The 21,050-nt window shown below is 60.4% G+C and carries 24 protein-coding genes and 2 tRNA genes; 12 read left to right on the forward strand and 14 right to left on the reverse strand.

Annotation, left to right across the window (positions count from 1 at the left end; translation table 11 throughout):
• Positions 1–41 precede the first annotated feature (41 nt).
• Both Q0X18_RS13595 and Q0X18_RS13600 read left to right on the forward strand, forming a co-directional pair.
• Positions 42–848, forward strand: coding sequence for an IS5 family transposase (locus Q0X18_RS13595; RefSeq protein WP_119342530.1), 807 nt, complete (start codon positions 42–44; stop codon positions 846–848).
• A gap of 374 nt (positions 849–1,222) precedes the next feature.
• The gene (locus Q0X18_RS13600) at positions 1,223–1,678 is read left to right on the forward strand and encodes an isoprenylcysteine carboxylmethyltransferase family protein (protein WP_297563409.1); all 456 of its coding nucleotides are present in this window, start codon (positions 1,223–1,225) and stop codon (positions 1,676–1,678) included.
• Positions 1,679–1,754: 76 nt separating this feature from the next.
• Here the strand turns inward: Q0X18_RS13600 and Q0X18_RS13605 are convergent, their stop codons facing one another.
• The 4 genes from Q0X18_RS13605 to Q0X18_RS13620 all read right to left on the reverse strand — a co-directional run bounded on the left by Q0X18_RS13605 (position 1,755) and on the right by Q0X18_RS13620 (position 3,740).
• Complete coding sequence (locus tag Q0X18_RS13605) at positions 1,755–2,405, reverse strand: HAD family phosphatase (protein WP_119361591.1); 651 nt, start codon at positions 2,403–2,405, stop codon at positions 1,755–1,757.
• On the reverse strand, positions 2,374–3,477 hold the full coding sequence (locus tag Q0X18_RS13610; RefSeq protein WP_297563410.1) for a sugar MFS transporter: 1,104 nt from the start codon (positions 3,475–3,477) through the stop codon (positions 2,374–2,376). Before Q0X18_RS13610 ends, Q0X18_RS13605 begins: the two co-directional genes overlap by 32 nt.
• Before the next feature lie 48 nt (positions 3,478–3,525).
• Positions 3,526–3,600: transfer RNA gene (locus Q0X18_RS13615), tRNA-Glu, on the reverse strand.
• Between the two features lie 66 nt (positions 3,601–3,666).
• Positions 3,667–3,740: transfer RNA gene (locus tag Q0X18_RS13620), tRNA-Gln, on the reverse strand.
• A gap of 122 nt (positions 3,741–3,862) precedes the next feature.
• Between Q0X18_RS13620 and Q0X18_RS13625 the strand changes: the two genes are divergently transcribed.
• The 10 genes from Q0X18_RS13625 to Q0X18_RS13670 all read left to right on the forward strand — a co-directional run bounded on the left by Q0X18_RS13625 (position 3,863) and on the right by Q0X18_RS13670 (position 12,989).
• Positions 3,863–4,492: a hypothetical protein gene (locus Q0X18_RS13625; RefSeq protein ID WP_297563411.1), complete on the forward strand. Its 630-nt coding sequence runs from the start codon at positions 3,863–3,865 to the stop codon at positions 4,490–4,492.
• 12 nt (positions 4,493–4,504) lie between these two features.
• Positions 4,505–6,367 (forward strand): hypothetical protein, encoded by a 1,863-nt coding sequence (locus Q0X18_RS13630; protein WP_297563412.1) that lies wholly within the window; start codon positions 4,505–4,507, stop codon positions 6,365–6,367.
• Between the two features lie 94 nt (positions 6,368–6,461).
• Complete coding sequence (locus Q0X18_RS13635) at positions 6,462–7,223, forward strand: sugar phosphate isomerase/epimerase (RefSeq protein ID WP_297563413.1); 762 nt, start codon at positions 6,462–6,464, stop codon at positions 7,221–7,223.
• A 183-nt stretch (positions 7,224–7,406) separates the two neighbouring features.
• Positions 7,407–8,162: a cytochrome c gene (locus Q0X18_RS13640; RefSeq protein ID WP_297563415.1), complete on the forward strand. Its 756-nt coding sequence runs from the start codon at positions 7,407–7,409 to the stop codon at positions 8,160–8,162.
• 14 nt (positions 8,163–8,176) lie between these two features.
• Complete coding sequence (locus tag Q0X18_RS13645; RefSeq protein WP_297563416.1) at positions 8,177–8,668, forward strand: cytochrome C; 492 nt, start codon at positions 8,177–8,179, stop codon at positions 8,666–8,668.
• Between the two features lie 24 nt (positions 8,669–8,692).
• Entirely contained in the window at positions 8,693–9,337 is a 645-nt protein-coding gene (locus tag Q0X18_RS13650; protein WP_297563418.1) for a ubiquinol-cytochrome c reductase iron-sulfur subunit, read from the forward strand.
• A 9-nt stretch (positions 9,338–9,346) separates the two neighbouring features.
• The gene (locus Q0X18_RS13655) at positions 9,347–10,636 is read left to right on the forward strand and encodes a cytochrome bc complex cytochrome b subunit (RefSeq protein WP_297563419.1); all 1,290 of its coding nucleotides are present in this window, start codon (positions 9,347–9,349) and stop codon (positions 10,634–10,636) included.
• 65 nt (positions 10,637–10,701) lie between these two features.
• Positions 10,702–11,214 (forward strand): hypothetical protein, encoded by a 513-nt coding sequence (locus Q0X18_RS13660; protein WP_297563421.1) that lies wholly within the window; start codon positions 10,702–10,704, stop codon positions 11,212–11,214.
• Between the two features lie 467 nt (positions 11,215–11,681).
• The gene (locus Q0X18_RS13665; protein WP_297563422.1) at positions 11,682–12,224 is read left to right on the forward strand and encodes an FAD-dependent oxidoreductase; all 543 of its coding nucleotides are present in this window, start codon (positions 11,682–11,684) and stop codon (positions 12,222–12,224) included.
• 24 nt (positions 12,225–12,248) lie between these two features.
• Positions 12,249–12,989: an NAD(P)/FAD-dependent oxidoreductase gene (locus Q0X18_RS13670; protein WP_297564000.1), complete on the forward strand. Its 741-nt coding sequence runs from the start codon at positions 12,249–12,251 to the stop codon at positions 12,987–12,989.
• On the opposite strand, the gene Q0X18_RS13675 is transcribed toward Q0X18_RS13670, so the two are convergent.
• The 10 genes from Q0X18_RS13675 to Q0X18_RS13720 all read right to left on the reverse strand — a co-directional run bounded on the left by Q0X18_RS13675 (position 12,931) and on the right by Q0X18_RS13720 (position 20,887).
• Complete coding sequence (locus Q0X18_RS13675) at positions 12,931–13,905, reverse strand: hypothetical protein (protein WP_297563423.1); 975 nt, start codon at positions 13,903–13,905, stop codon at positions 12,931–12,933. The genes Q0X18_RS13670 and Q0X18_RS13675 overlap by 59 nt on opposite strands.
• 71 nt (positions 13,906–13,976) lie before the next feature.
• Positions 13,977–14,261: a hypothetical protein gene (locus tag Q0X18_RS13680; RefSeq protein ID WP_297563424.1), complete on the reverse strand. Its 285-nt coding sequence runs from the start codon at positions 14,259–14,261 to the stop codon at positions 13,977–13,979.
• A gap of 22 nt (positions 14,262–14,283) precedes the next feature.
• The gene (locus tag Q0X18_RS13685) at positions 14,284–14,550 is read right to left on the reverse strand and encodes a hypothetical protein (RefSeq protein ID WP_297563426.1); all 267 of its coding nucleotides are present in this window, start codon (positions 14,548–14,550) and stop codon (positions 14,284–14,286) included.
• A 465-nt stretch (positions 14,551–15,015) separates the two neighbouring features.
• Entirely contained in the window at positions 15,016–15,714 is a 699-nt protein-coding gene (locus Q0X18_RS13690; protein ID WP_297563428.1) for a hypothetical protein, read from the reverse strand.
• A gap of 586 nt (positions 15,715–16,300) precedes the next feature.
• Positions 16,301–17,098, reverse strand: a complete 798-nt coding sequence (locus tag Q0X18_RS13695; protein WP_297563430.1) for a hypothetical protein — start codon at positions 17,096–17,098, stop codon at positions 16,301–16,303.
• A gap of 20 nt (positions 17,099–17,118) precedes the next feature.
• Positions 17,119–17,925: an IS5 family transposase gene (locus tag Q0X18_RS13700; RefSeq protein ID WP_297563432.1), complete on the reverse strand. Its 807-nt coding sequence runs from the start codon at positions 17,923–17,925 to the stop codon at positions 17,119–17,121.
• A gap of 130 nt (positions 17,926–18,055) precedes the next feature.
• Entirely contained in the window at positions 18,056–18,766 is a 711-nt protein-coding gene (locus Q0X18_RS13705; RefSeq protein WP_297563433.1) for an adenosylcobinamide-GDP ribazoletransferase, read from the reverse strand.
• 1 nt (position 18,767) lies between these two features.
• Entirely contained in the window at positions 18,768–19,001 is a 234-nt protein-coding gene (locus Q0X18_RS13710) for a DUF5522 domain-containing protein (protein ID WP_297563434.1), read from the reverse strand.
• A 194-nt stretch (positions 19,002–19,195) separates the two neighbouring features.
• Positions 19,196–19,633, reverse strand: coding sequence for a CBS domain-containing protein (locus Q0X18_RS13715; RefSeq protein WP_297563436.1), 438 nt, complete (start codon positions 19,631–19,633; stop codon positions 19,196–19,198).
• 111 nt (positions 19,634–19,744) lie between these two features.
• Entirely contained in the window at positions 19,745–20,887 is a 1,143-nt protein-coding gene (locus tag Q0X18_RS13720) for an MFS transporter (protein WP_297563438.1), read from the reverse strand.
• Between the last annotated feature and the right edge of the window lie 163 nt (positions 20,888–21,050).

The following is a 21,050-nucleotide window of genomic DNA, read 5'->3' on the forward strand; positions in this document are numbered from 1 at the left end:
ACCACCTTACCCAAATCAGGCACTGCAGTTATGTTTAGAGCATGAACCGCCGTGCTTACCCATCGGACGTCCGTGATGAGGAATGGGCTCTGGTGCTGCCCTATTTGACCCTCGCCCCGCTGGAAGCACCCCAGCGCAAGTACGACCTGCGCGAAGTGTTCAACGCCCTGCGCTGGATGGTTCGAACCGGTGCTCAGTGGGACTACCTGCCCCACGACTTCCCACCCCCCCATATCGTTCAGGCGCAAGCCTACCGCTGGATGAACCGGGGGGTCTTCGAAGACCTGGTACACGACCTGCGCATGACCCTGCGAATGCTCCAGGGCAAAGCCGCCCATCCCAGCGCTGCCATCTACGATGCTCGCACCCTACAGTCCACCCCGCAAAGTGGGGAGCGGGCCGGATACGATGGGTACAAACGACGCAAGGGAAGCAAAGTTCACCTGGCGGTAGATACCCTGGGGCATCTGCTGGCCCTGGTAGTAACGGCGGCCAGTGAACAGGAACGGGCCCAGGTGGGAGCCCTCAGTCAACAGGTGCAGGAAGTGACGGGGGAGCAGGTGGAAGTGGCCTTTGTGGATCAGGGTTACACTGGGGAGGAAGCGGCACAAGCGGCAGAGGCGGAAGGCATCGCCCTGTGTGTGGTCAAGGTGGAAGGGGCCAAACGAGGATTCGTGCTGCTGCCGAAGCGTTGGGTGGTGGAACGTTCGTTTGCCTGGACATCCCGGTTTCGCAGGCTGGCGCGAGACTATGAGCGGCTGGCTGAGACCTTGCGAGGTTGGCACTGGTTGGCTTTTTCGATTCTGATGACAGCGAAAACTGTGGAGCTTTTACGAACAGCTAGTTAGCAGGCTCTAGGCTGTCGAACAGCTTGCCCATTTGTTCTCTCTCCCACACAAAAGGACGTTGAATGTGCGGGAGTAATATGCGATGAGCGTCAATGTCTTCAAGAAGCCTAAAAAGTGAGCGAGGTGTATAACTCATTGACGTTTAACTCCGATGGAAGTGGCACAACTAGTAACTATACCGCAAGTTTATCTGCTTCCTGATGTAGGCTTCTTTCATTCAAATATCCCTCCTTTTCTAGCTTGGTACAGGTAGGTATCCAGGGTTCGTCTTTCGGCCTAGGTTTATAGGTTCCGGCTACTTTGGAGTCAGATTTTATCCCATTTTCCCGCCTTCACAAGCCCCAAATGCACCCCAACCCCTGTATCCTGAAGCCATGCGCCTGGGCGAGCGGGGCGAGGGGTATGTGGTGGGGCAGTTTGCCCTGCTGGGCCTGCTGGTGCTGGCTTTGTGGGTTACGCCTTCCTTTAGCCCGCCCTGGCTGGGGGGGCTGGGGCGGGGGCTGGCCTGGGTGGGGCTGGGGGTGCTGCTGCTGGCGGCCTGGCAACTGGGCCGCAACCTGACTGCTCTGCCCAAACCCAGGCCGGGGGGCTACCTGGTGCAGCAGGGGCTCTACCGGGTGGTGCGGCATCCCATCTACTGCGGGGTGCTGCTGTGGGCGCTGGGCAGCAGCCTGGCCCACCTGAACCTCTGGACGCTTCTGTTGTGCGGGCTGCTGTTTGTCTGGCTCGACCGCAAGGCCAGCCTCGAGGAAACCTGGCTTCAAGAGCGCTTCCCCGAGTACAGCGCCTACCGCCAGCGGGTCAAAAAGCTGATTCCCTGGGTCTACTAGATACCCCACGGGAAGCCACGCCTGTTTGCGCTTCCCGCGGGGGCCCCAGGTCGAGAAAAAATCGGCGGTAGGGGGCTTAGCCCAGCGCCCGCAGCCAGTCCCACAGGCGCGGGTCGGTGTAGTCGGGGATGCACAAAAAAGCCCCCGCCTGGGCCAGGGCCTCGGGTGGGTGGCCGGTGGTGAGGGCCACGGTGGGGATGCCGGCCCCCACCGCCGAGCGCACCCCGGAGGGGGAGTCCTCGAAGGCCAGGGCCTCCTGGGGGGCGAGGTTTAGGTGCTGCAGGGCCGTTTGGTAGGGCAGCGGGTCGGGCTTGCCGGCGGGCAGGTCTTCGGACAGGACGATGGGGTCGAACATTAGCCCCAGCCGCTTTAGCAGGTAGTGGGCGTTCTCCCTGGGGGCGTTGCTCACCAGAGCCTGGCGCAAACCCTGGCTTTGGGCCCAGTCCCACAGCGCCTTTAGGCCGGGCAGGGGTTGCACCTCGGAGGCCAGCTCGCGGAAGCGGGCCTCTTTTTGCTCGAGGAAGGCCGCACCCTGGGCCTGGGAAAGCTGGGGCAAGAGGCGCGCTACAATCTCGGGGTTGAGGCCGCCGCTGATCTGGGTCTGGTAGAAGTGGTGATCGCCCTGGATGCCGTAGCGGGCTAGGCCCTCGAGCCAGGCCTGCTCGTGCAGGCGGTCGGTGTCGGCCAGGGTGCCGTCAAGGTCGAAGAGCAGGGCCCTCAGCTTCACTTTTCCTCCAGAGCAGGTAGGTCATGCCGGCCATCCAGGCCACCACCAAGAGCATACCGGGGGCCAGCGCCGCCTTGGGTAGCAGGGCAAATCCCGCCGGAACCAGGTTGCTGCCCACCGCCGCCGCATAGAACAGAAAAGCCAGCCCACGGTAGCCAAGGTATCTCTCGGTAAAGGCATAGAGGGTGGGAAAGGTGGGGGCCACCCAGAACCCTACCAGCGGAAAAACCCAGGCCAAAGGGGGCGCGAAGTAGCACAGCGCCACCAGCAGCGCCGCCAGGTGCAGCCCCACCAGCCGGGCCAGGGGGTTGGCGGCTACGAAGTCGGCCAGGAGCCAGCGGCCCAGGGTCAGGCTCACCCAGTACAGCGAGAGCAGCACCCCCACCCAGCGGGGGTCGTAGCCCAGGTGGCGCAGGTAGAGGCCGGAGAAGCTCGAGACCACCAGCTCCACCGCCACATACGAGACCGCCGCCAGCAGCACAAAGGGCAGCAAGCCCGCAGGTGTATGGGTTGCTTCGGAGTGGGGACGTGCCCGCGTCGCGGGGGCTTTCCACAACAGGCCCGCCGCCACCAGGGCCACCAGCGCCAGCACCGCGTAGCCCATGCGCCAGCCCAGCCCCACCATCAGCAAGGGGGCCAGCACCGCTCCTACCCCAAAAGCCGTGTTGATGCGGTAGAGCACGGCCAACTGGCCCTTGGGGTAGAGCTCGAGGGGCAGGGCGTTGCAGTGGAAGTTGACCACCGCCACCCCCAGGCCCAGCAGCAAAGCCGCCCCAAAGACCCCGCTCATCTGGGGGGTCAGGGCCATTAACAGCAGGCCCAGCCCCTCAACCAGCAGGGCCAGGGCCAGCCAGGGGTGGCGCCGGCGCAGGCGGCTGCCCAGAAAAATGCCCAGCAAGGCCCCCACAAAAAAAAGGTTGAAGTACCAGGCCAGTTCGGGGCCCACGCCAAACCCGGCCTGCCACTGGGGAATGGCCGCCCCCACCGCCGCCCCAATGGCCCCGGTCATGAACAGCCCAAGGGCGCTGCCCCAGGTCAGGCGCAAACGTTGGGCGTTGGTTACCGGGTTCATGGGTGGGCTCTCACAAAGCTAAAACCCCCGGTGCAAACCGAGGGCTGTTGGTGACCCCAAGGGGATTCGAACCCCTGCCGCCGCCTTGAAAGGGCGGTGACCTAACCGCTAGTCGATGGGGCCGGGTTGGGTTTATCCCGGAGGTACTGCCCTGCACCTAGGTCGGGGTGCAGCCCTTCGAGATAAATCTGGCTGGGGCACGTGGATTCGAACCACGATTGACGGAGCCAGAATCCGTAGTCCTGCCGTTAGACGATGCCCCAACAGGGAGCCTGTTCGAGCAGGCAACGGGTATGGTACAAGATGACCCGGTTTTTGGCAAGCCCTTCACTATAATCATTCCCAGGCTGGGGCTTTCCGGCCTGAACCCAGCGTGGGAGGACAATTGGACAGAACCGCACAAAAAATCATCGAGGCCCTGTCCCAGGTGGTCTCGCCCCTGGCAGCCAGCAGCCTGCTCAAACGGGCGCTGGGGGGGCAGTCGCCCGAGGCACTGGAGCCGCAGCGCTGGGCCGAGCTGATCGAGGGGCCGTTGCAGCAGGAGCTTAAAGGAATCCTGCCGATGAGCGGTCTTTTGCCCGAGCTACAACAGCTGGCGCAGCAGCTCAAGGCCCAGCCTCAAAGCTCTCAGCGGGCGCAGGCCCCCACCATCGAGGCCACCGACCTCACCGAGTACGTAAATCTGCAAAGCGAGCAGGATCGCCACAACCTGGTGCTGGAGATGGCCCGCCGCGAGGGGACGCTGGCGGTGGTGCTGGATTCTGGTTATGGACAGGAATACCGTCTGGGAACCCATAAAGAAAACCTGGTGGGCCTGCTCTCAATCGCGCATCGGTTACTTGACCGTAAAGGGCGCTACCGGGTGTTTTACACTGTGTTCAGGGAAGCCCAGCTGGTGCTGCGCCCGTTAGGCCAAGGCTATCTGGCTGTGCTCACACGCAATGAGGCCAATCTGGGGCAACTGTTATATCGAATGGGCAAAATTGAAGCCCTCCAGATGGGCGCCGAGCAATAGGAGGTTATGACCATGAAGGGTTGGTTCGCAATCATCGCGCTGTTCAACCTGGCCTGGGCCGCTCCGGCCCTTAGCTTGTACGACCAACTTGCGCCCACGCTGGATCAGGTACGCACGCTACAAAATAGCAACCCCGCGCGGGCCCTCGAGCTCCTTTCTAAAGCCGAGGATGCATTCCGTAAAGGGGCAGGCGAGCTGGCCCCGGTACTGCGCGAGGGCATCCAGCAGTCGCTGGCTGATGCCCGGCAGGCCTTGGCCCGCCGCAGCAACGCCGACCTCGAGGCCCGCATCCAGATCATCAAGGCCATCCTGGGCAAGGCCCTGTACGACAACTACTTTAGCGCCCTCGCAGCGGGCAACAGCGCCGACGCCAATCGCCTGCTGCCCAAGGTGCTTTCGGCCAGTCGGCTGCCCAACAGCCTGCAGTCCCAGATACAAACCCTGGCCGCTGCAAATAACCTGGATGGGGTGCGTCAATTGTTCGAGCGCACCTATGCCCAGGGCATTCTCAATGCCCTCCAGCGGGCCCAGGCCCAGACCAGCGCCGTGCAGGCCTACCTCGAGGCCACCCGAGCCTATGCCCTCTACCTGATCGTACAAGACTCACCCCGCGCCCGCAGCCTTAGCGCCAAAGGATTTGTAGATGCCCTCGGCAAGCTCTCCACTGGCAATCTAAATGGTTTCAAAACCGATGTGCAGGCTCTGGTAGCCCAGGCCCAGAACTTCCTGAAAGCGACCTCGAGCCCGCAAAGCCAGCGGCGAAGTACTCCTACCACCGCCGCTCAAAACCCCCCCGCCACTGGGGGGGTTCGCCTAGAAGCACCCCGCACCCCACCCGCTCCCAAGGAAGCGGCTCCTGCCCAGGCGGCCATAGCGCAGACCCGCCCACTCACCACCCCACCCCCCAGACCGACCTCTACAACACGGCCTGTTCAGGTGGCCTCTACCCCGGATGCCTATCAACAACTACTGGGCGACCTGCGCTTCTTGATAAAAGACAACCGCAAGCTCGAGCGGGTGGCCGATAGCCTCACGGGGGCCGGCATCTACAGCATTGACGACTGGAAGCGGGCCCTGCTCGAGGTGCGCGGTCGCCTTATGGAAGCCCAGGTTCAGGCCGAAACCGGCCAGACCGACCTTGCTCGCCGCACCCTGGCCCAGGTTAGCACCCGCTACAAGATCGCCATCGCACCCTTGATTGAAGCCCTGCGACCCGAACTGGCCCGGCGTACTGGCCAGGTCTTTGCTCTAGCCGAAAACGCGGTGGGATTGCGCACCAGCGACTTCACAGTGCTTTCAGGGGAGCTGCTGGAAAACAGCCTGGCCCTGGAAGGTAGAAGCCTGGGGGCCTTTCATGACCTACAGGTCTGGTTGCTGCAAACCATTCTGGGTATCCCTCGGGCTTTCTTGTTCATCCTGGCCGGACTGCTGGCCTTTTTCCCGCTTTACCTGCTCACCCTTACCTTTGGAGGGCGCAACGTCTACTGGCGCTTCCTGGGCCTGGCCTTTTTCTTCCTGCTGCTGCCAGCCATGATGGAAGGCCTATCCTACATCGGCTCCATTCTGTCCGACCCGCGCTACGGTCGGCTGCCCTTCCTGAGCATTCTCACCAACCTGTCCATCCAGCAAAACCTGGTGGCCCAGTTGTTCTGGGGCCTGACGGTGTTCCTGGTGATCATCTTCGCCACCATTGGTCTGCGCGGCATCGCAGCCCAGTTCGGCTTGCTGCAAAACCAGCGCACCCCAGTACAGCGCAGCCGAAGCTCCACCATAGCCCAGACCGCTGCGGGCGGTGTGGTAGGCACCGCAGCCAGCACCAAGCCGCACCCCGGGTTGACCAGTGAGACCATCGTGGAGTGGGATGAGGAGTTCTGAAAAACCTGCACTTTTCCAGAGTTAAGCCAGCCCCGCAGACCATGTAACGCCATACCCCCAACGCCCAGGCGGTATAATCCACCCGGTTTTTCTTATGAAACTGGGTTTTAGCCCTCTGACCGCTGGCCTCAGCTACCGACAGTCCCTCGAGTTGGCCTCTGAGCTGGGCCTGTTTCTGGAAATCGCCTTCGACCAGCACGAAATGGATCCCCGGCTGCCCAAGGCCCGGGAGCTAGCCGAAATGGGTCGGGCCGCCGGGGTGGGCTTTACCGTGCACCTGCCCTTCGTGGACTGGAACCTGGTCTCGCTGGTGCCGGAGGTGCGGCGGCTCTCCCTCGAGCGCACCCAGCGGGCCATTGCTTTTGGGGCCGAGATTGGCGCAGCTTGTGGGGTACTACACACTGGCCTGGTTCCGCTGCGGCTACCCGAGGCGGTAGCCCACGCCCACCAGCTCGTACAGGAGGCACTCGAGCAACTGGAGCTGGCTATCCCGGTAGCCCTGGAAAACCTGGGCCTGAGCAAAGCCGATCTGCTCGAGACCCCCGACGAACTGGCCAAGCTGCTGGAGGCTCATCCCCACTATGGCTTCTGCCTGGATGTGGGGCACGCCCTGATTCAGCGGGGCCCCGGTGGCCCCCAGGAGTACTACCACCTGCTAGCCCACCGCTTGCTGCACCTGCACCTGCACGACAACCGGGGTGATCGGGACGAACACCTGCCTTGCGGGGATGGTGCGGTGAACTGGGCCTGGGTGCGGGGGTCGCTGGGGGATTTTGGTGGTACCGCGGCCCTCGAGGTCACGGGCGGCGCGGAGGGTGTGCGCCGGAGTGTGGCCCTGCTACGTAATGGTTTCTGAATTGATTCCAAGCTATATTCTGGCAGCGTGCAAGCTTTAATTGTTACAATCCCTATTAGGGACATTTGCCCCAACATAATTTTTTATGATTGACTCACCGGGGCGCAGGCCCCTAATTTTCTGGTAGTCTTGAAAGCAGTGCCCAGGCCTCTTTAAAGAGGCCTGGCCAGGAGGAATCAAGCAATGCCGATTGAGCGAATCGAAGTCTATCTGGATGGCGGCGCCGAACCCGTGCAGGTGCTCACTCAACCCCCCTTCAAAGTGACCTACGACACCCGCTCGCTAAGTGACGGGGAACACCTATTGCGGGTAGTCACCCACTACACCAACGGGGCCCGGGAAGTGAAGGAGATCCCCTTCAAGGTAGCCAACACCCCCGGTGTGCTGGTGCAGGGCCTCGAGGAGGGCAAGGAGGTCTCGGGCACCCTGGAGGTTACCCTGCGGGTGGCCGATCCTGACGTCAAACCCACCCGTGAGCGCTTCCCGGGACTGGGCGCAGCCATCGCTACCGCTGTTATTCTGGGCGGGATCTGGCTCTTCTTTGCCGCAACCGGTGTGACCAACAAAACCCTCGAGGAAGTAGCCAAACCCCCTGCCGCTGCCGAGGCCGGCGGTCACGGGGGCGATAATGGCGGGGCGGTTGCGGCGGTGGACGAGGCCCTCAAAGCCAAAGGCGAGCAGGTATACAGCGCCAACTGCGCCGGCTGCCACCAGGCCACCGGCAAGGGCCTGCCGGGGGTCTTCCCGGCCCTGGACGGCAGCAAGAACGTGGCCGATAAGGCCTACACCATCAACATCCTGCTCAAAGGCAAGGGCGGTATGCCCGCTTTTGCCCAGCTCTCCGACGAGGAGCTGGCTGCGGTGGCTACCTACATCAAGAATAGCTGGAGCAACAAGTTCGGCGGCGTGACGCCCGACGAGTTCAAGGCGGCCCGCTAAACCCTGGAGGGAAGATGTATCGCAACGACACAGTAGTTCCCTACTTCGCTCTGGTCTTCTCGGTGGCCTTGTTCCTGATGGCCTACCTCAACAACCAGATGCGGGTGGTGCACGAGGCCGGGGTGGTGCCCCACCTTACGGTGGGCAACATCGGGCTGATGGCCTTTGCCGTGGTGCTCTTCGTGTATGGCTTTATCGGGCTCATGAGCAACTGGCTCGAGGGCTCCGAGCTGTACCCCGGCAAACACGAACCTGAACCCAGCAGCCTGCCCATGGTGGCTGGGGTGGTACTCTCGCTTCTACTGGTGATGCTCTCGGGCTTCTTCGTACGCGCCCTGGTGTTTGCCAACAACCCCGAGATCGGCTACTACAACGCCACCACCCTGCAGGCTGGGGTGTTTGCCTCAATGATGCTCATCCTGGCCTTGCTAATCGCCATCTACAAGAAATACTTCATGCCAGAAGAAGTCTTGGCCGAAGATGAGAAAAGCGACTTCCCCTGGTAGCGACAGAGTTTGGAGGATTTGAACATGGCTGATCATGAAGCCACTGCCCATCATCACGAACACCACCCTGAAGATCCCCAGGCCCACGCCACCCGCCGAGCCATCCTGCAAGCGGCCATTGGTGTGAGCGCGGGCGCTGCGGTGCTCTCAACGCTGTGGGTGGGTGCGGGCCTGGTACCTCGCGAAGAAAAGATTCCCAGCAAAGAACCGGTAGCGGTGGGTGATACCCTGGTCTTTGCCACCGGCCCCAAAGCCGACCAGGAGATCACCCTGGATGACCTGCGGGCCGCTCAACGGGAAAGAATCCCCTTCATCATTGCTTTCCCTAAAAGCCCCGAGAACGTGGTCAAAAAAGACCTGATCACCAACACCATCATGGTCATCCTGGCCGACCCGGCCAAGATGAGCCCCGAAACCCGCCAGTACGCCTCCCCCGAGGGGGTTCTGGCCTATTCGGCGGTCTGCAAGCACCTGGGCTGTACGGTGAGCCAGTGGCAGAACGACACCTGGCTCTGCCCCTGCCACGGTGGCAGGTACGATATCTACAACCAGGCCAAGGTGGTGGGGGGCCCCGTGCCCGCCCCGGTTCCCCAACTGCCCGTCAAGGTGGAAGGGGGCAAGGTGGTGGTGGCGGGCGAGTTCCTGGGCAAGCCTGGTGCCGACGTATAGGGAGGAAGTATGTATCAGTGGTTAGACGATCGCTTGAGCATCGGAAAGCTATATGCCAAGGCTTTCCGCAAAGCCTTCCCGGTGCACCACTCGTTCTTCCTGGGCGAGATTACTCTGTTTTCCTTTGTGACCCTGGTGCTTACCGGCATTTTCCTGACCCTCAACTACGAGCCGTCCATACGCCCGGTTTCGGGCTCGCTCTCGGGTGGACAGGAAGTACCCGCGGCCTATTACTCGATTCTCTACATTGACTCGCTGCCCTTTGGGGCGGTGATCCGCTCGCTGCACCACTGGGCCGCCCACATCATGATTGCCGCAGCCTTCCTGCACATGCTGCGCATCCACCTGACCGGGGCCTACAAGAACCCCCGCGAGCTGAACTGGATTGTGGGGGTGTTTTTGCTGGTGCTCGCCATCATCACGGCCTTCACCGGCTACGCCCTGCCCTTCGACAACTACGCCCTCACCGCCACCAAGATCGGCTACGAGATTGGCGCGGCGGCCCCCTGGGTGGGCAAGCTGCTCTCAAATATCCTTTTTGCCGGCGAGCTCTCGCCCACCAACACCCAGACCATCCCCCGGCTCTTTCCTATCCACGTGCTCTGGCTGCCGCTGGCCCTGATGGGGCTGATTGGCGCGCACCTGGCCATCATGATCAAGCAGAAGCACACCCAGCCCAAGTACGCCGAAAAGGTCGCACCGGGCAAGATTGTGGGGGTGCCGCTCTTCCCGCAGCAAGCTGCGATGATGGGCATTCTGTTTTTGGTCTACATCGCCGTGACCACCTTCATCGCCGGGGCTTTCCTGGCCCACCCGGTGCAGGCTTTTGGCCCCCCCACCGCCAACACCCCGCCGGTTAAGCCCGACTGGTACTTCATGTGGATCTACGGGATTTTGCAGATCATCCCGGCCAACTGGCGCTTTGAGTTCCTGGGGGCCACTTTTGGCCCGCAGTTCTGGGGCGGTATCCTGGTGCCCACGGTTATCATTTTGGGGGCCCTGGCTATTCCTTTCCTGGACTACTCCAAAGAGAAGCAGCGCTACCTCGAGCTCCCCAGCCAGCACCCCTTCCGCACCAGCTTTGTGGTGGGGATGCTGATGTTCTACATCATGAGCACCCTGGCCGGCTACAAGGTGGATCTGGGTCTCTCCAACGGGCTGCTGTGGGTACTGGTCTTCATCGTGCCCATCGTTACCGGGGTGGTCTGCTACATCATCATGAAGGCCATCTACGGCAAGGACTGGAACCAGGAGCCCGAAATCAAGCTGATTGGCAAAGGCTCCGCTGCCGACGATTAAGACTCGTTCAGTCCCAAGGCGCTCCCCTGTGGAGCGCTTTTTTTGCTTCCGCTGCATAATGAAGCATGCACGAGCCGTACATCCTCCTGTGGGATGTGCCCGGTGCGGCCCATCGGGAATTGGAAAACCTGGGGGCTACGTCCAGCGGCGGCTATTGGTGGCTGCATCCCCCGCTCGAGCCCGACTTCGAACACCTGTACCAGCAGCAAGCGGGTTTTGCGGAGCGTGCAGCCCAGCTCTCCGAAAAGCTCCGCTGCACCGCCCTGGGGGTGATGAACCTCGAGGACACCGCCCTGCTGCTCTGGGCCTACCACCGGGGCCGGCTGGTTTTTCAGTACGACTCCAACCCCATGTACCTGGGCTGTCCGGTGTGTTCATACAGCAGCGAGACCGTGGGGGCCTTGGTGCACGGGCTGGACGAGCTGTGCCGCCTGCGCGGCGTGCCCCAGCGCCAGCAAGCCCTGCGTGCCTGGCTGGTGCGCCGCCGGGGGCTGGGGTTTATGAGCGAACGCGAGCGGCTGGAAAAAATCCTGGCCCTGCTCGAGCTGCCGACCTCGAGTGCATACACACCGCAATAGAGACCCACCCCAGCGCATGGCTAATCATCCCCGCACCGTCGTGGCGTGCCAGGTCTACCCGAGTGCGGCCTGCTTCTCGCTGTTCGCTCGGGCCATATTTTCCATTTGAATAAATATGCAATTGCGAAATATGGCACTATCATGTCCAGGATTCGATTACCGGTACTTTGTCGCAACAAAAAATACGGTTTTTGCCTCAATTGTGCGTAATCCTTCATCGGGCTTTGGGGCCTCGAGCTAAACTGAACCTACCCCGCAGAGGGGAAACCAAGCCAGAAAGGAGGTTGATCGAGCACCGCAAGGAACTTCCCATTGCTGGTTAGACGTTGATTACAAGCAATTCGACGAACTGCCACCACACGGTATGCCACCGTGCGATGGAGCGACTAAGTCGGCAGGGTGATGCCCGAGCATCCAGAACAATTCTCGGGAGAAAGGTTCACAGAAGTGTAAAAAGGTAGATTCGCATGAAGACGCTCGTCATAGGCGCCGGAGCCGCCGGCCTGGCCGCGGCCCAAGACCTACAGAAAGCGAAGCATCAGGTTACCGTTCTTGAAGCCCAACACCGCGTCGGAGGACGCATCCGCACCGATAGAAGTTTTGCTGCTGTACCTATCGAGCTGGGCGCGGAATTCATCCACAGCAGCCAGGTTCCCACCTATCCCCTTCCCGCACAGTTTGGCCTGCGCACCCTCTACTTCAACCAGCAGGACGACACCCTGGTACGCCTGCCGGATGGCAGCCTGCGCACCATTGCCGAGGTCGGCTGTAAGGAACTGGGATACAACAACATTCGGCTGGTGGACTGGCCCCAGGCCATCGGCGAGGAGTCGCTGGCCGCGTACCTCCAGCGCAACCGGCTCGAGGGCCAAAAAATCCCCTACAAGCTGCAAGAGTACATCTCCGACTTCGATGCTCCAGAAACCCTCAGCGCGCAGGCCGCGCTGGAGTTTCTGTGCGACAAGTCCGCCGAGGAGGGGGATTACCGCATCCTCGAGGGCTACGATTAACTAGCGATAAAACTTGCGACCTCACTGGACATCCGGCTGGGGGCCGTGGTGGAGACGCTCGAGTGGGGCCCTTTTGGCGTCAAGGCCCTCACCACCGATGGGCGGGTCTTCCTGGCCGACCAGGCCGTGATCACCGTGCCGCTGGGCGTGCTGAAAGCCGGTAAGATCCGCTTTGTGCCGGAGCTGCCCGAGGCCAAGCGGGCAGCGCTGCAGCAGTTGGGCATCGCGGACGCGGTTAAGCTCTTCTTCCTGTTCGACGAACCCATCCTCCCGCCCGGCATTGTGGAGCTTTACGTACCCGGCCACAACCCCGACGAGTGGTGGAGCAGCGCCGCCGGCCACGGCGTAAACTTCGAGATTCTAACCGCCTTAGCCACCGGCCCCAGGGCCCGCGAGCTGCTGGCCCTGCCAGAGGAAGAGGCCCTGCGGAACGCCCTGCAAACCCTGCGCCAGGCCTTAGGCCGCCCCGACCTCACCCCCCGCCGGGCCCGGCTGGCCCACTGGCAGGACGACCCCTACACCCTGGGGGCCTACTCCAAGGCCAGCGTGGGGGCCTCCCAGGCCCGCCGCATCCTGGCCCAGCCGGTGGGCAACCGGCTCTTCTTCGCCGGCGAACACACCGCTTCCAACGCTTGGGCCGCCACCGTGCACGGGGCCTATGCCAGCGGACGGCGGGCCGCCCGCGAAGTCCTGCAAGCCCGCGCGCTCACCTATTCGATCCCCCGTTCCGAAACCCTGCGACCCGCCCTGCCCTTGGGGGCATGACGGGGCATTGGCCAGAGACACCACAGACTGCCCAGTACGGCGAAAAACCGCCGTGCTGGGCATTTACTGTGGACTGGGGTATTGCCGCGTTGAAAGGAGGAACGCGGCAGCGAAGCCAAAAAAGGTCCACCACCGCTTGCTCATGGAAGCACCTCGAGCCCAACCGCCAGCCTGAAGCCTCGAGCTTGCGCGTCAGCCGGTAGCGTTGACCGCTCTTGGCGTGTACGGCCACCTCGCCAAACAGCCAGATGGCTTCGCGGGTGAGACCCTCCACCAGACCGGACAGGCTCACGAGCTGCCCCACCTGCGCACTGCCAGACAGTTGCTGGGCCTGCGCCAGGCTCAGGTAGGGCAGGCTCGAACGGGGCGCCGGGTACTGAGCAGCGGCAAGGCTCGGCGCGCGGCCCTCCAGCCGGGCCAGGCTCACGTAAACCTCACCCACCAGGCCCACCCCTTCGACCCGGACGGGAAAAACGTAGTAACCCGAGTAGGCCACCTCGAGGGCACGGGCTTTTTCCAGGGCAATGAGTTCCACCATGGCTTCGAATTCCTGGGGGTTCTCTGCACGCAAGCGAGCCAGATCGGGCGTAGCCTGGGCAATCTGTAGAGCCTCTGAGCGGTTGAGCGCGGCGAGCTGCATCACCTCATCGGGGGTAGGGCGCACCAGACTTTCCACCCTAAGCGGCGTCTCGAGGCGAACCCTGGCCGCATCCAACCGTCCATCAGGAGCAGTGATACCGCTCAGAATCTCCGGCGGTAAGGTCTGCCGCCAGTACTCGGGCGAGGTCTCCCGTACAGCTTGCATAACGGCCTGGACAGCCTCGCCGGGACTCACCTCGAGGCGCGACATCCCACGCAGTTCTTCAAGCTGGGCCCGGTACGAGCGCCCCGGTTGAGGAACCAGGATTGACGCCACACAACCGGACAGTACAAATAAACCCATGACAAGCCAAACTGCCGCTTGGTAGTTGTGTAGCGTAATACCTCCTAACCTGCAAAAATTACGATGAGCGAGGAAACCAGAGCCAGCAAGCCGCTAATGAACAGAGATACGTCTACGAACGGCTGCAAATCCGGATCGGGATGTTTCGCCTTACCGATGGTAGTAAACGATAAAACCAGCAGCCCCACCGCCATGACAAGATACAAAAAATCAGTGAGAACCGGCGATTTGCGGAGAATTACCAGGTTGGCGAAAACATTGATAAGGAAGAAACTTGCGGCCAGCCTGAATAGATACTTGCTCGTTTCGTTTAGTGCTTTGCGTTGCATGGATGTACTCCATCTACCGAAGTCACGGCAAGATTTGATACGAGGGTTTTACGAAGAAGCCGTAAAAGAGTGAGAGTAGAAAATACAGCACACCTAGCGCCAGGTAATTCCAGTGGACGAAACCTGTGAGTTCGGGACGCCGTGCAATTAGCTTGCGGTTGACTCCAAAAATGGCCTGTAGCCCCATCGTTAGCGCAAACAAGAACCAGAGAAACTCCGGGCTCGAGACCCATGCACCAAGGGACAGACTTCCGGAAGTGACACCCACGCTCGCCTTGACCGCCATCATGCTAGCCCCGGCAAAGAATGCTACTCGACCGAAAAACTCGAGGGTGTAGTGTTTTGTAGTATTCACTGCGTTCACCTACCTGGCGCATATTTACTGCAGTGGAAGGTCTTCGTAAGCGTTTTCATCTACTTACGCAAACGTCCACCAAAGCACCAACATCACAAATACTGCGGCGAGTATGGTCACTACCCATAGAAAAAAGCGCGTTGTTGAAGGCTCCCATGCCTTGGGCAACCACCTCATTTGTAAGAACAGACCTTGTGCAATAAGTGTCAGTGCTAATAAGGTGAACAGAAAGTGCATATCCCCAAGCGCCCAGCCTGCGCTCTGCCACCTTGCAAGAGCTGGTATCAAGAGAAGGCTACCCGCTAACAGCAACGACCACCTCGCCAATAGCAGTGGTAACTGAGTGGCACCGTTTTTTTTATCGTTTGCAGTTCGCATTTCGCTACCTCTTGCCTAAGACTACGGAATACATCCTTTTGCCTTCATCACACGATTATACGAAGCTAACGCCACGCCATATGCGGCCAGGGCAACACCACACCAGGGTGAAAATGGAATTGCGCAAGCCGCCAGCCCTGCAGTTGCCAGTAAAAGGCCGGCTATAGCAAGAACAATATCAGGATCTCTTGGGTCACATTGAACTGATACATTTTTATTATCCGGACTAATTAGCGAAGAGAGACTAGTGAATGCGGCAACCCTCCCTATTACCACGTTCTGAACAGATGGCTTTACATTTGCGTTGGCAACACTCCCAGTAACTGCCATATTTCGATTTATATCTGCAATCGCAATCCTTGGGTTCTTATTATCAGAGGAAAGATAGGTCAATAACACTGAACCAATCTCAGCCCCCTCTGAGGCAATGATTAAAGTCCATTGACCGTTGTGGTCAGTACCCAAAGGAATTCGGGTGATGGCTTCTCCGCTGGAGTCAACTGTTTGTGCAGCATTCGACCAGTCTGGATATTTCCCTTCCTGTGCCGCCAGACGCGCTACGAGTTGGAATTCTGGGTTGGCCTCTATTTGCGCCCGGATTTCGGGGGATACAGCGGTTGGGTTTGGCTTTGTTTCCACTACCCTGGGCGTGCTCGAGCACCCCGCCAATACCAGCAACCCCACCATCAGCCAAGCCAGCGCCTTGCGTTTGTGTAGCATAATGCCCCCTTTGGAAAGTTTTTTTGCAATTTAGACCAACCCCCCCCAATGTGTAGTACAAGTTACATTTCGTGCTTAATCCACCACACCCCCACCAATCCCCAAAACCTCTCGGAACCAGGTACATGGTACATATAGCCTAGGGAACGTGCTTAGAACGCGCTTCTAACTGTAAAGGAAAGCACTGGAAATCCCAGGACTATGTCCCCATAGTAGGTACCACCACCCGGAGTGGCACAGGGCAGTGTGCTGGCTGAAAAGGGGCTGTTAGGGAACCAGGGAGCCGTAACGCTACAAGGCGCACCGTTATAGTTGGCCCCAATTACGCTGATTCGCGCAGAGCCAGGATACGGTGTAGGAGCAGAGACGCCTCTAACTGTGGCTCTAAATTCTGTTCTGGAAAGAACCTCGCACCCGCCAGCCACACCAGGCCCTACAACCCCCACCGAGGCGTTTGCCACAAATCTGGAATCAATATAAGTAATCGGACAGCTTCCGCCGGGAGGGGTTACCCTAACGTTGCAGCTTGATTGAGCCGAAACCAGAGAAACAAGTACAGCGACCGCCCAGACGCGCAACCCCACAATCACCACTCCCCTTTTAGCTGCAGGTGTATGGGCTGGCCCTCCAGCAGGAGCTTCATACCAGCGTAGTTAGCCCCGAAAGCCCGGAGGCTCACCCGCGATGGTGTTGGAAGCTCCCCTGGAACCACAGCATAGCGATAACCGGTTGGGCTATCCTTGAAACCAACAATACGACCGCTGCTATCTTTCTCTGGAATCAAAACTGAAAACGGGTTTCCGTTTTCGTGAATCCAAGCCCAATAGAGCTCGCCCCTCTCGGTCTCGTAGGGAAGGGTAGCGACCGGCGTTGGAAACTCGCCATACCTAATGATAATTCCGCCTGCATTGCCGGTCTCGTCAAAGGGCAGGCCGTATACAGGCGCCCACACCTCTGCAATGTAACCAACCTCGGGAACCCATAGGCCCCCCACGTACCAGTCGGCAAACTCACGCCGTGCCGCCAGAATGTCATGTTGGCTAGGCTCCTCACCGAAGCTTCTGTAATACTGCACGACTGCCTCCTCGCTGCTATCCAAAAGGGTTTTGGCGCGGCGCAGCTCGAGGCGAGGTATGCGATCCTGCCGAAAATTACCCCGGTCATCCAAAAAGATGGAGCGGTACGGCTTCCGCTGCAGGTCATTCCAAAACATGCTGAGGTGATCGGGGTGGATTAGACCTTGTATCACCTGTTCTGGGGTTCGTTCCCACAACATACCATCAGGATGGCGCGGTTTGAGATGAGAATCTCGCTTCACACTGCCGCAAGCAGAAAACAAAAGCACACATGCGACCGAAATTATTGCGTATAGCGTAAAACGCATCGTTTACCCCCTAGAGACTGCTAATTAGTCATCCGTAAAAGCTCCACAGTTTTTGCCGTCATCAGAACTGAGAAGGCCAACCAGTGCCAGCCTCGCAAGGTCTCAGCCAGCCGCTCATAGTCGCGCGCCAGCCTGCGAAACCGGGATGTCCAGGCAAACGAACGTTCCACCACCCAACGCTTCGGCAGCAGGACGAATCCTCGTCTAGCACCCTCCACCTTGACCACACACAGGGCGATTCCTTCCGCCTCCGCCGCTTGTGCTGCCTCTTCTCCGGTGTAACCCTGATCCACAAAGGCCACGGCCACCTGCGCCCCAGTAACTTCCTGTAGCCGTTGGCTCAGTGCCCCCACCTGGGCCCGTTCCTGTTCGCTGGCCGCCGTCACCACCAAAGCCAGCAGATGGCCCAACGTATCCACCGCCAGGTGAACCTTGCTCCCCTTGCGTCGCTTGTGCCCGTCATACCCGGCCCGCCCCCCACTTTGCGGGGTGGACTGCAGGGTGCGAGCGTCGTAGATGGCAGCACTGGGGTGGGCGGCTTTGCCCTGGAGCATTCGCAGGGTCATGCGCAGATCATGTACCAGGTCTTCGAAGACCCCCCGGTTCATCCAGCGGTAGGCTTGCGCCTGAACGATATGGGGGGGTGGGAAGTCGTGGGGGAGGTAGTCCCATTGAGCACCGGTTCGGACCATCCAACGCAGGGCGTTGAACACTTCGCGCAGGTCATACTTGCGCTGGGGAGCCTCTAGCGGAGCGAGGGTCAAATAGGGCAGCACCAGGGCCCATTCCTCATCACTGACGTCCGATGGGTAGGTACGACGGTTCATGATCTAAACATAATCGCATGGCCTGATTTGGGTAAGGTGGTTTGTAGATTCTAGCGAAAACGGCTTTGGTGAGGACAAACTTTTATAAAACTGTAGACAGACCAACCCCCCCCCCAATGTGTAGCACAAGTTACATTTCGTACTTAATCCACCACACACCCACCAGCAACCCCGCCACCTCCCCCAGCTCCACCAGCGCCCCGTACACATCGCCGGAAAGCCCACCGCCCAGCCTTCTGGCAGCCCAGGAGGCCAGCAGTAGCATCGCCACAACCACGGCCAGCGCAACCCAGGGGAAGAAGTAGATGGCTGGCAGGGCAAACACAAAAGCCAGGAAGACTCGCCCCTCACGGCTGCGGGCCCCCAGGCCCTCCTTGCGGGCCGCCGGAAAGAGGTTCATGGGCAGGAGCAAAGCAAAGCGCACCAGGGCGGGCAGGCACAAAAGCAGCCAGGGCGAGGGGCTCGAGGCCAGCAACTGCCATTTCAGGAGCAGCACCACAAACCCCACCCCAAAGGCAAAGCTGCCCATGTGCACATCGCCCAGGATGCGCAGGCGCTCGGCGGGGGGCTTCATGGAGAGCAGGGCGTCGGCGGAGTCCAGCAGGCCGTCCAGGTGGAGCATGCCGGTGCAGGCCAGCCAGACCGCCAGCAGGATGGCCCCTTGCAAGCCGTCGGGTAGGGCAGTGGTCAGCCACGCCACCAGCGCCAGCACCCCGCCAATCAGGTAGCCCGCCAGGGGGTAGAAAGCCGAGGCGGCCTTCATTTCGCCGTCTTTGACCTCGCCCAGGTTGGGCACGGGAAACGTGGTTAGAAAGCCTACAGCCAGCCAGAAAGGGCGCACCTTAAGGTTGTACCAGAACCACCCCAAAGCGCGCCTCGAAGTCTTCTTTGGTCTTGATGGGACGGCCCTCGAGCCGCAGTTGCACGGTCTGGGCCTGAATTTCTTTAGGGTAAGGACAGTGGCGGCACTTGGAGCCACAACAATAGCCGCGCTTGCGGTGATAGACCTCGGTGAAAACGTAGAGACCGTTTTCGATATAATAATCCACGTTTTCTTTGAGTTCTGCTCTGGCCATTATTGTTTCCTGGTGCCCAATTCTCTGTCTTTCGGCTCCGACGCTACACGCCCAGGGCTAGCGTTAGATTGATTCTAAAATATTTTCCAGGCCCAATAGCAGCCTAACCCAATATGAGTCCCTCTATCCCTTCAAGGGGCTTCTTCGGTGGCTTAATTCCACCGCTCCGCGGCAGGTGTCAGAGGTACTCGAGGTTAGCGCGAGCCCGTGATGTAGCTTTCCAGCTCGGCAATCATGAACTCCTGCTGGGTCATGATGGCCTTTACCACGTCCCCAATCGAGACCACCCCCACCAGCCTGCCCCCCTCGAGCACCGGCAGGTGGCGTACCCGGTTGCCGGTCATAAGGTTCATGCAGTCGGCTACAGTAGCGTCGGGGGTAACAGTGATGAGGTCGTCGGTCATGACCTCCCCCACCCGGGTGTCTTTAGAAATGCGACCCATCAGGACAATCTTGCGGGCATAATCGCGCTCGGAGAAAACACCCACCAGTTGGTCGCCTTGCATCACCATGAGGGCCCCCACATCGTAGGCGGCCATGCGCTCGAGGGCCTCAAAGACGGTGGCCTCCGGCGAGATGGCGTGTACCATATTGCCCTTGGCCTGTAGCAACTGCCGTACCGTGCTGGTCATAGCGAACACCTCCCCAAACAGGTGTACTAAGCGGCTGGCTTTTCCACTTCCCCTTAGATTCGGAGTGTATGCGCTATTCTACTCTGTTCTGCCCGCATTCTGAAATAGGGGCTAGGCGGCTCGAGGCTGGGGCTGGGCCTCACGCACCGCCAGGGATAGGGTCAGGGCCGGCACCAGCAGCAGGCCCAGCACGCTCAGGCTCTCGAGCACCCCAAACCGCTCGATAATCGGCCCCACCACCCCATACAGAAGCCCGGCAAATCCCCAGGTAAAGCCCATCAAAAGCCCCGAGACCGTGGCCATCTGGCGTGGCTCGTGCTCCTGGGCCATCGTAACCGCCACCGGCACGCCCGCATTCATCAGCGCCCCAGTGATGGCCAGCAGCCCCACGTAAAACCAGTTTTCTGGCGGAACCACCAGCAAGGCAATGTAAAGCGGAATAGCAAAGATCATGGTTCCCACCAGCACGTTACGCCGCCCCAGCCGATCCGACAGGGTTCCGCCCAAAAAGGCCCCGACGGTGGCCGAAATGCTGTAGACCGACAGCGTGAGGGCCACCTGGGCATCGGAGATACCGCGCTGATGAAACCAGAACGGAATGGTGGTGGAAAAGCTCATAAACACGATGCTACGCAGGGTCGAGACGGCCCACAAGCGAGCCACATGCCCACGAAAAACCCGCTGCAAATCCGCAAAGGAAGAGGGTCTGGTCTGTAGCCGGGTGGGTGGCGCCTGGCGCAACAGCAAAAAAGCCGGAACCAGGGCCACGGGAATGAACCAGGCCAGGGTTTGCAGTCCCCCTTGGTTGACGGCCGCGAGCGAGACGATAGGCCCCAGCGAGATGCCGATGTAGCCCCCCGTACCAAAAAAGCTCATCCAGAAGCCACGTCGGGCAGGGTCGGCGTACTGCCCCACCAACGCCGCCCCCGCCGAGTGAAACAGGGCCGAGCCCAGCCCCGACAGGGCCAGAACCACCCCCGCCACCCAGAGGTTGGGGAAGAAGCCCAGCAGACCACCCCCCAGGGCCATCAACAAAGGGCCCAACGCGGCCAGAAGCCGGCGGTCGTACCGGTCGGCCACCAGCCCAGCCAGGGGTTGCAACAAACTGCCGGTCAGAGACTGCAAAGCAACCAGCAACGACACCGCGCCGTAACTCACACCAAATGCGGTCTGGAGCTTGGGCAGCAGAGGGGTCAGAAATGCACCGAATAGATCGTTGGTGGCATGAAGCCAGGAGAGCAGAAACGGCAGCACCCCAAGAGCATACGCTGACCGCTGGGTCAGAAAAAGCGATTTAGGAATCAAAGCGCTGTGGTGACGCACGGTTTATTTGCCGCCTCGAGTTCTGCACCTTCGCAGGATGGCTCTTATACGCATTCCTACTCCCTTCGGTCGGCTAGAATCCTTCACCTCTGAC

Source organism: Meiothermus sp. (assembly GCF_026004075.1).
Taxonomy (GTDB): Bacteria; Deinococcota; Deinococci; order Deinococcales; family Thermaceae; genus Meiothermus.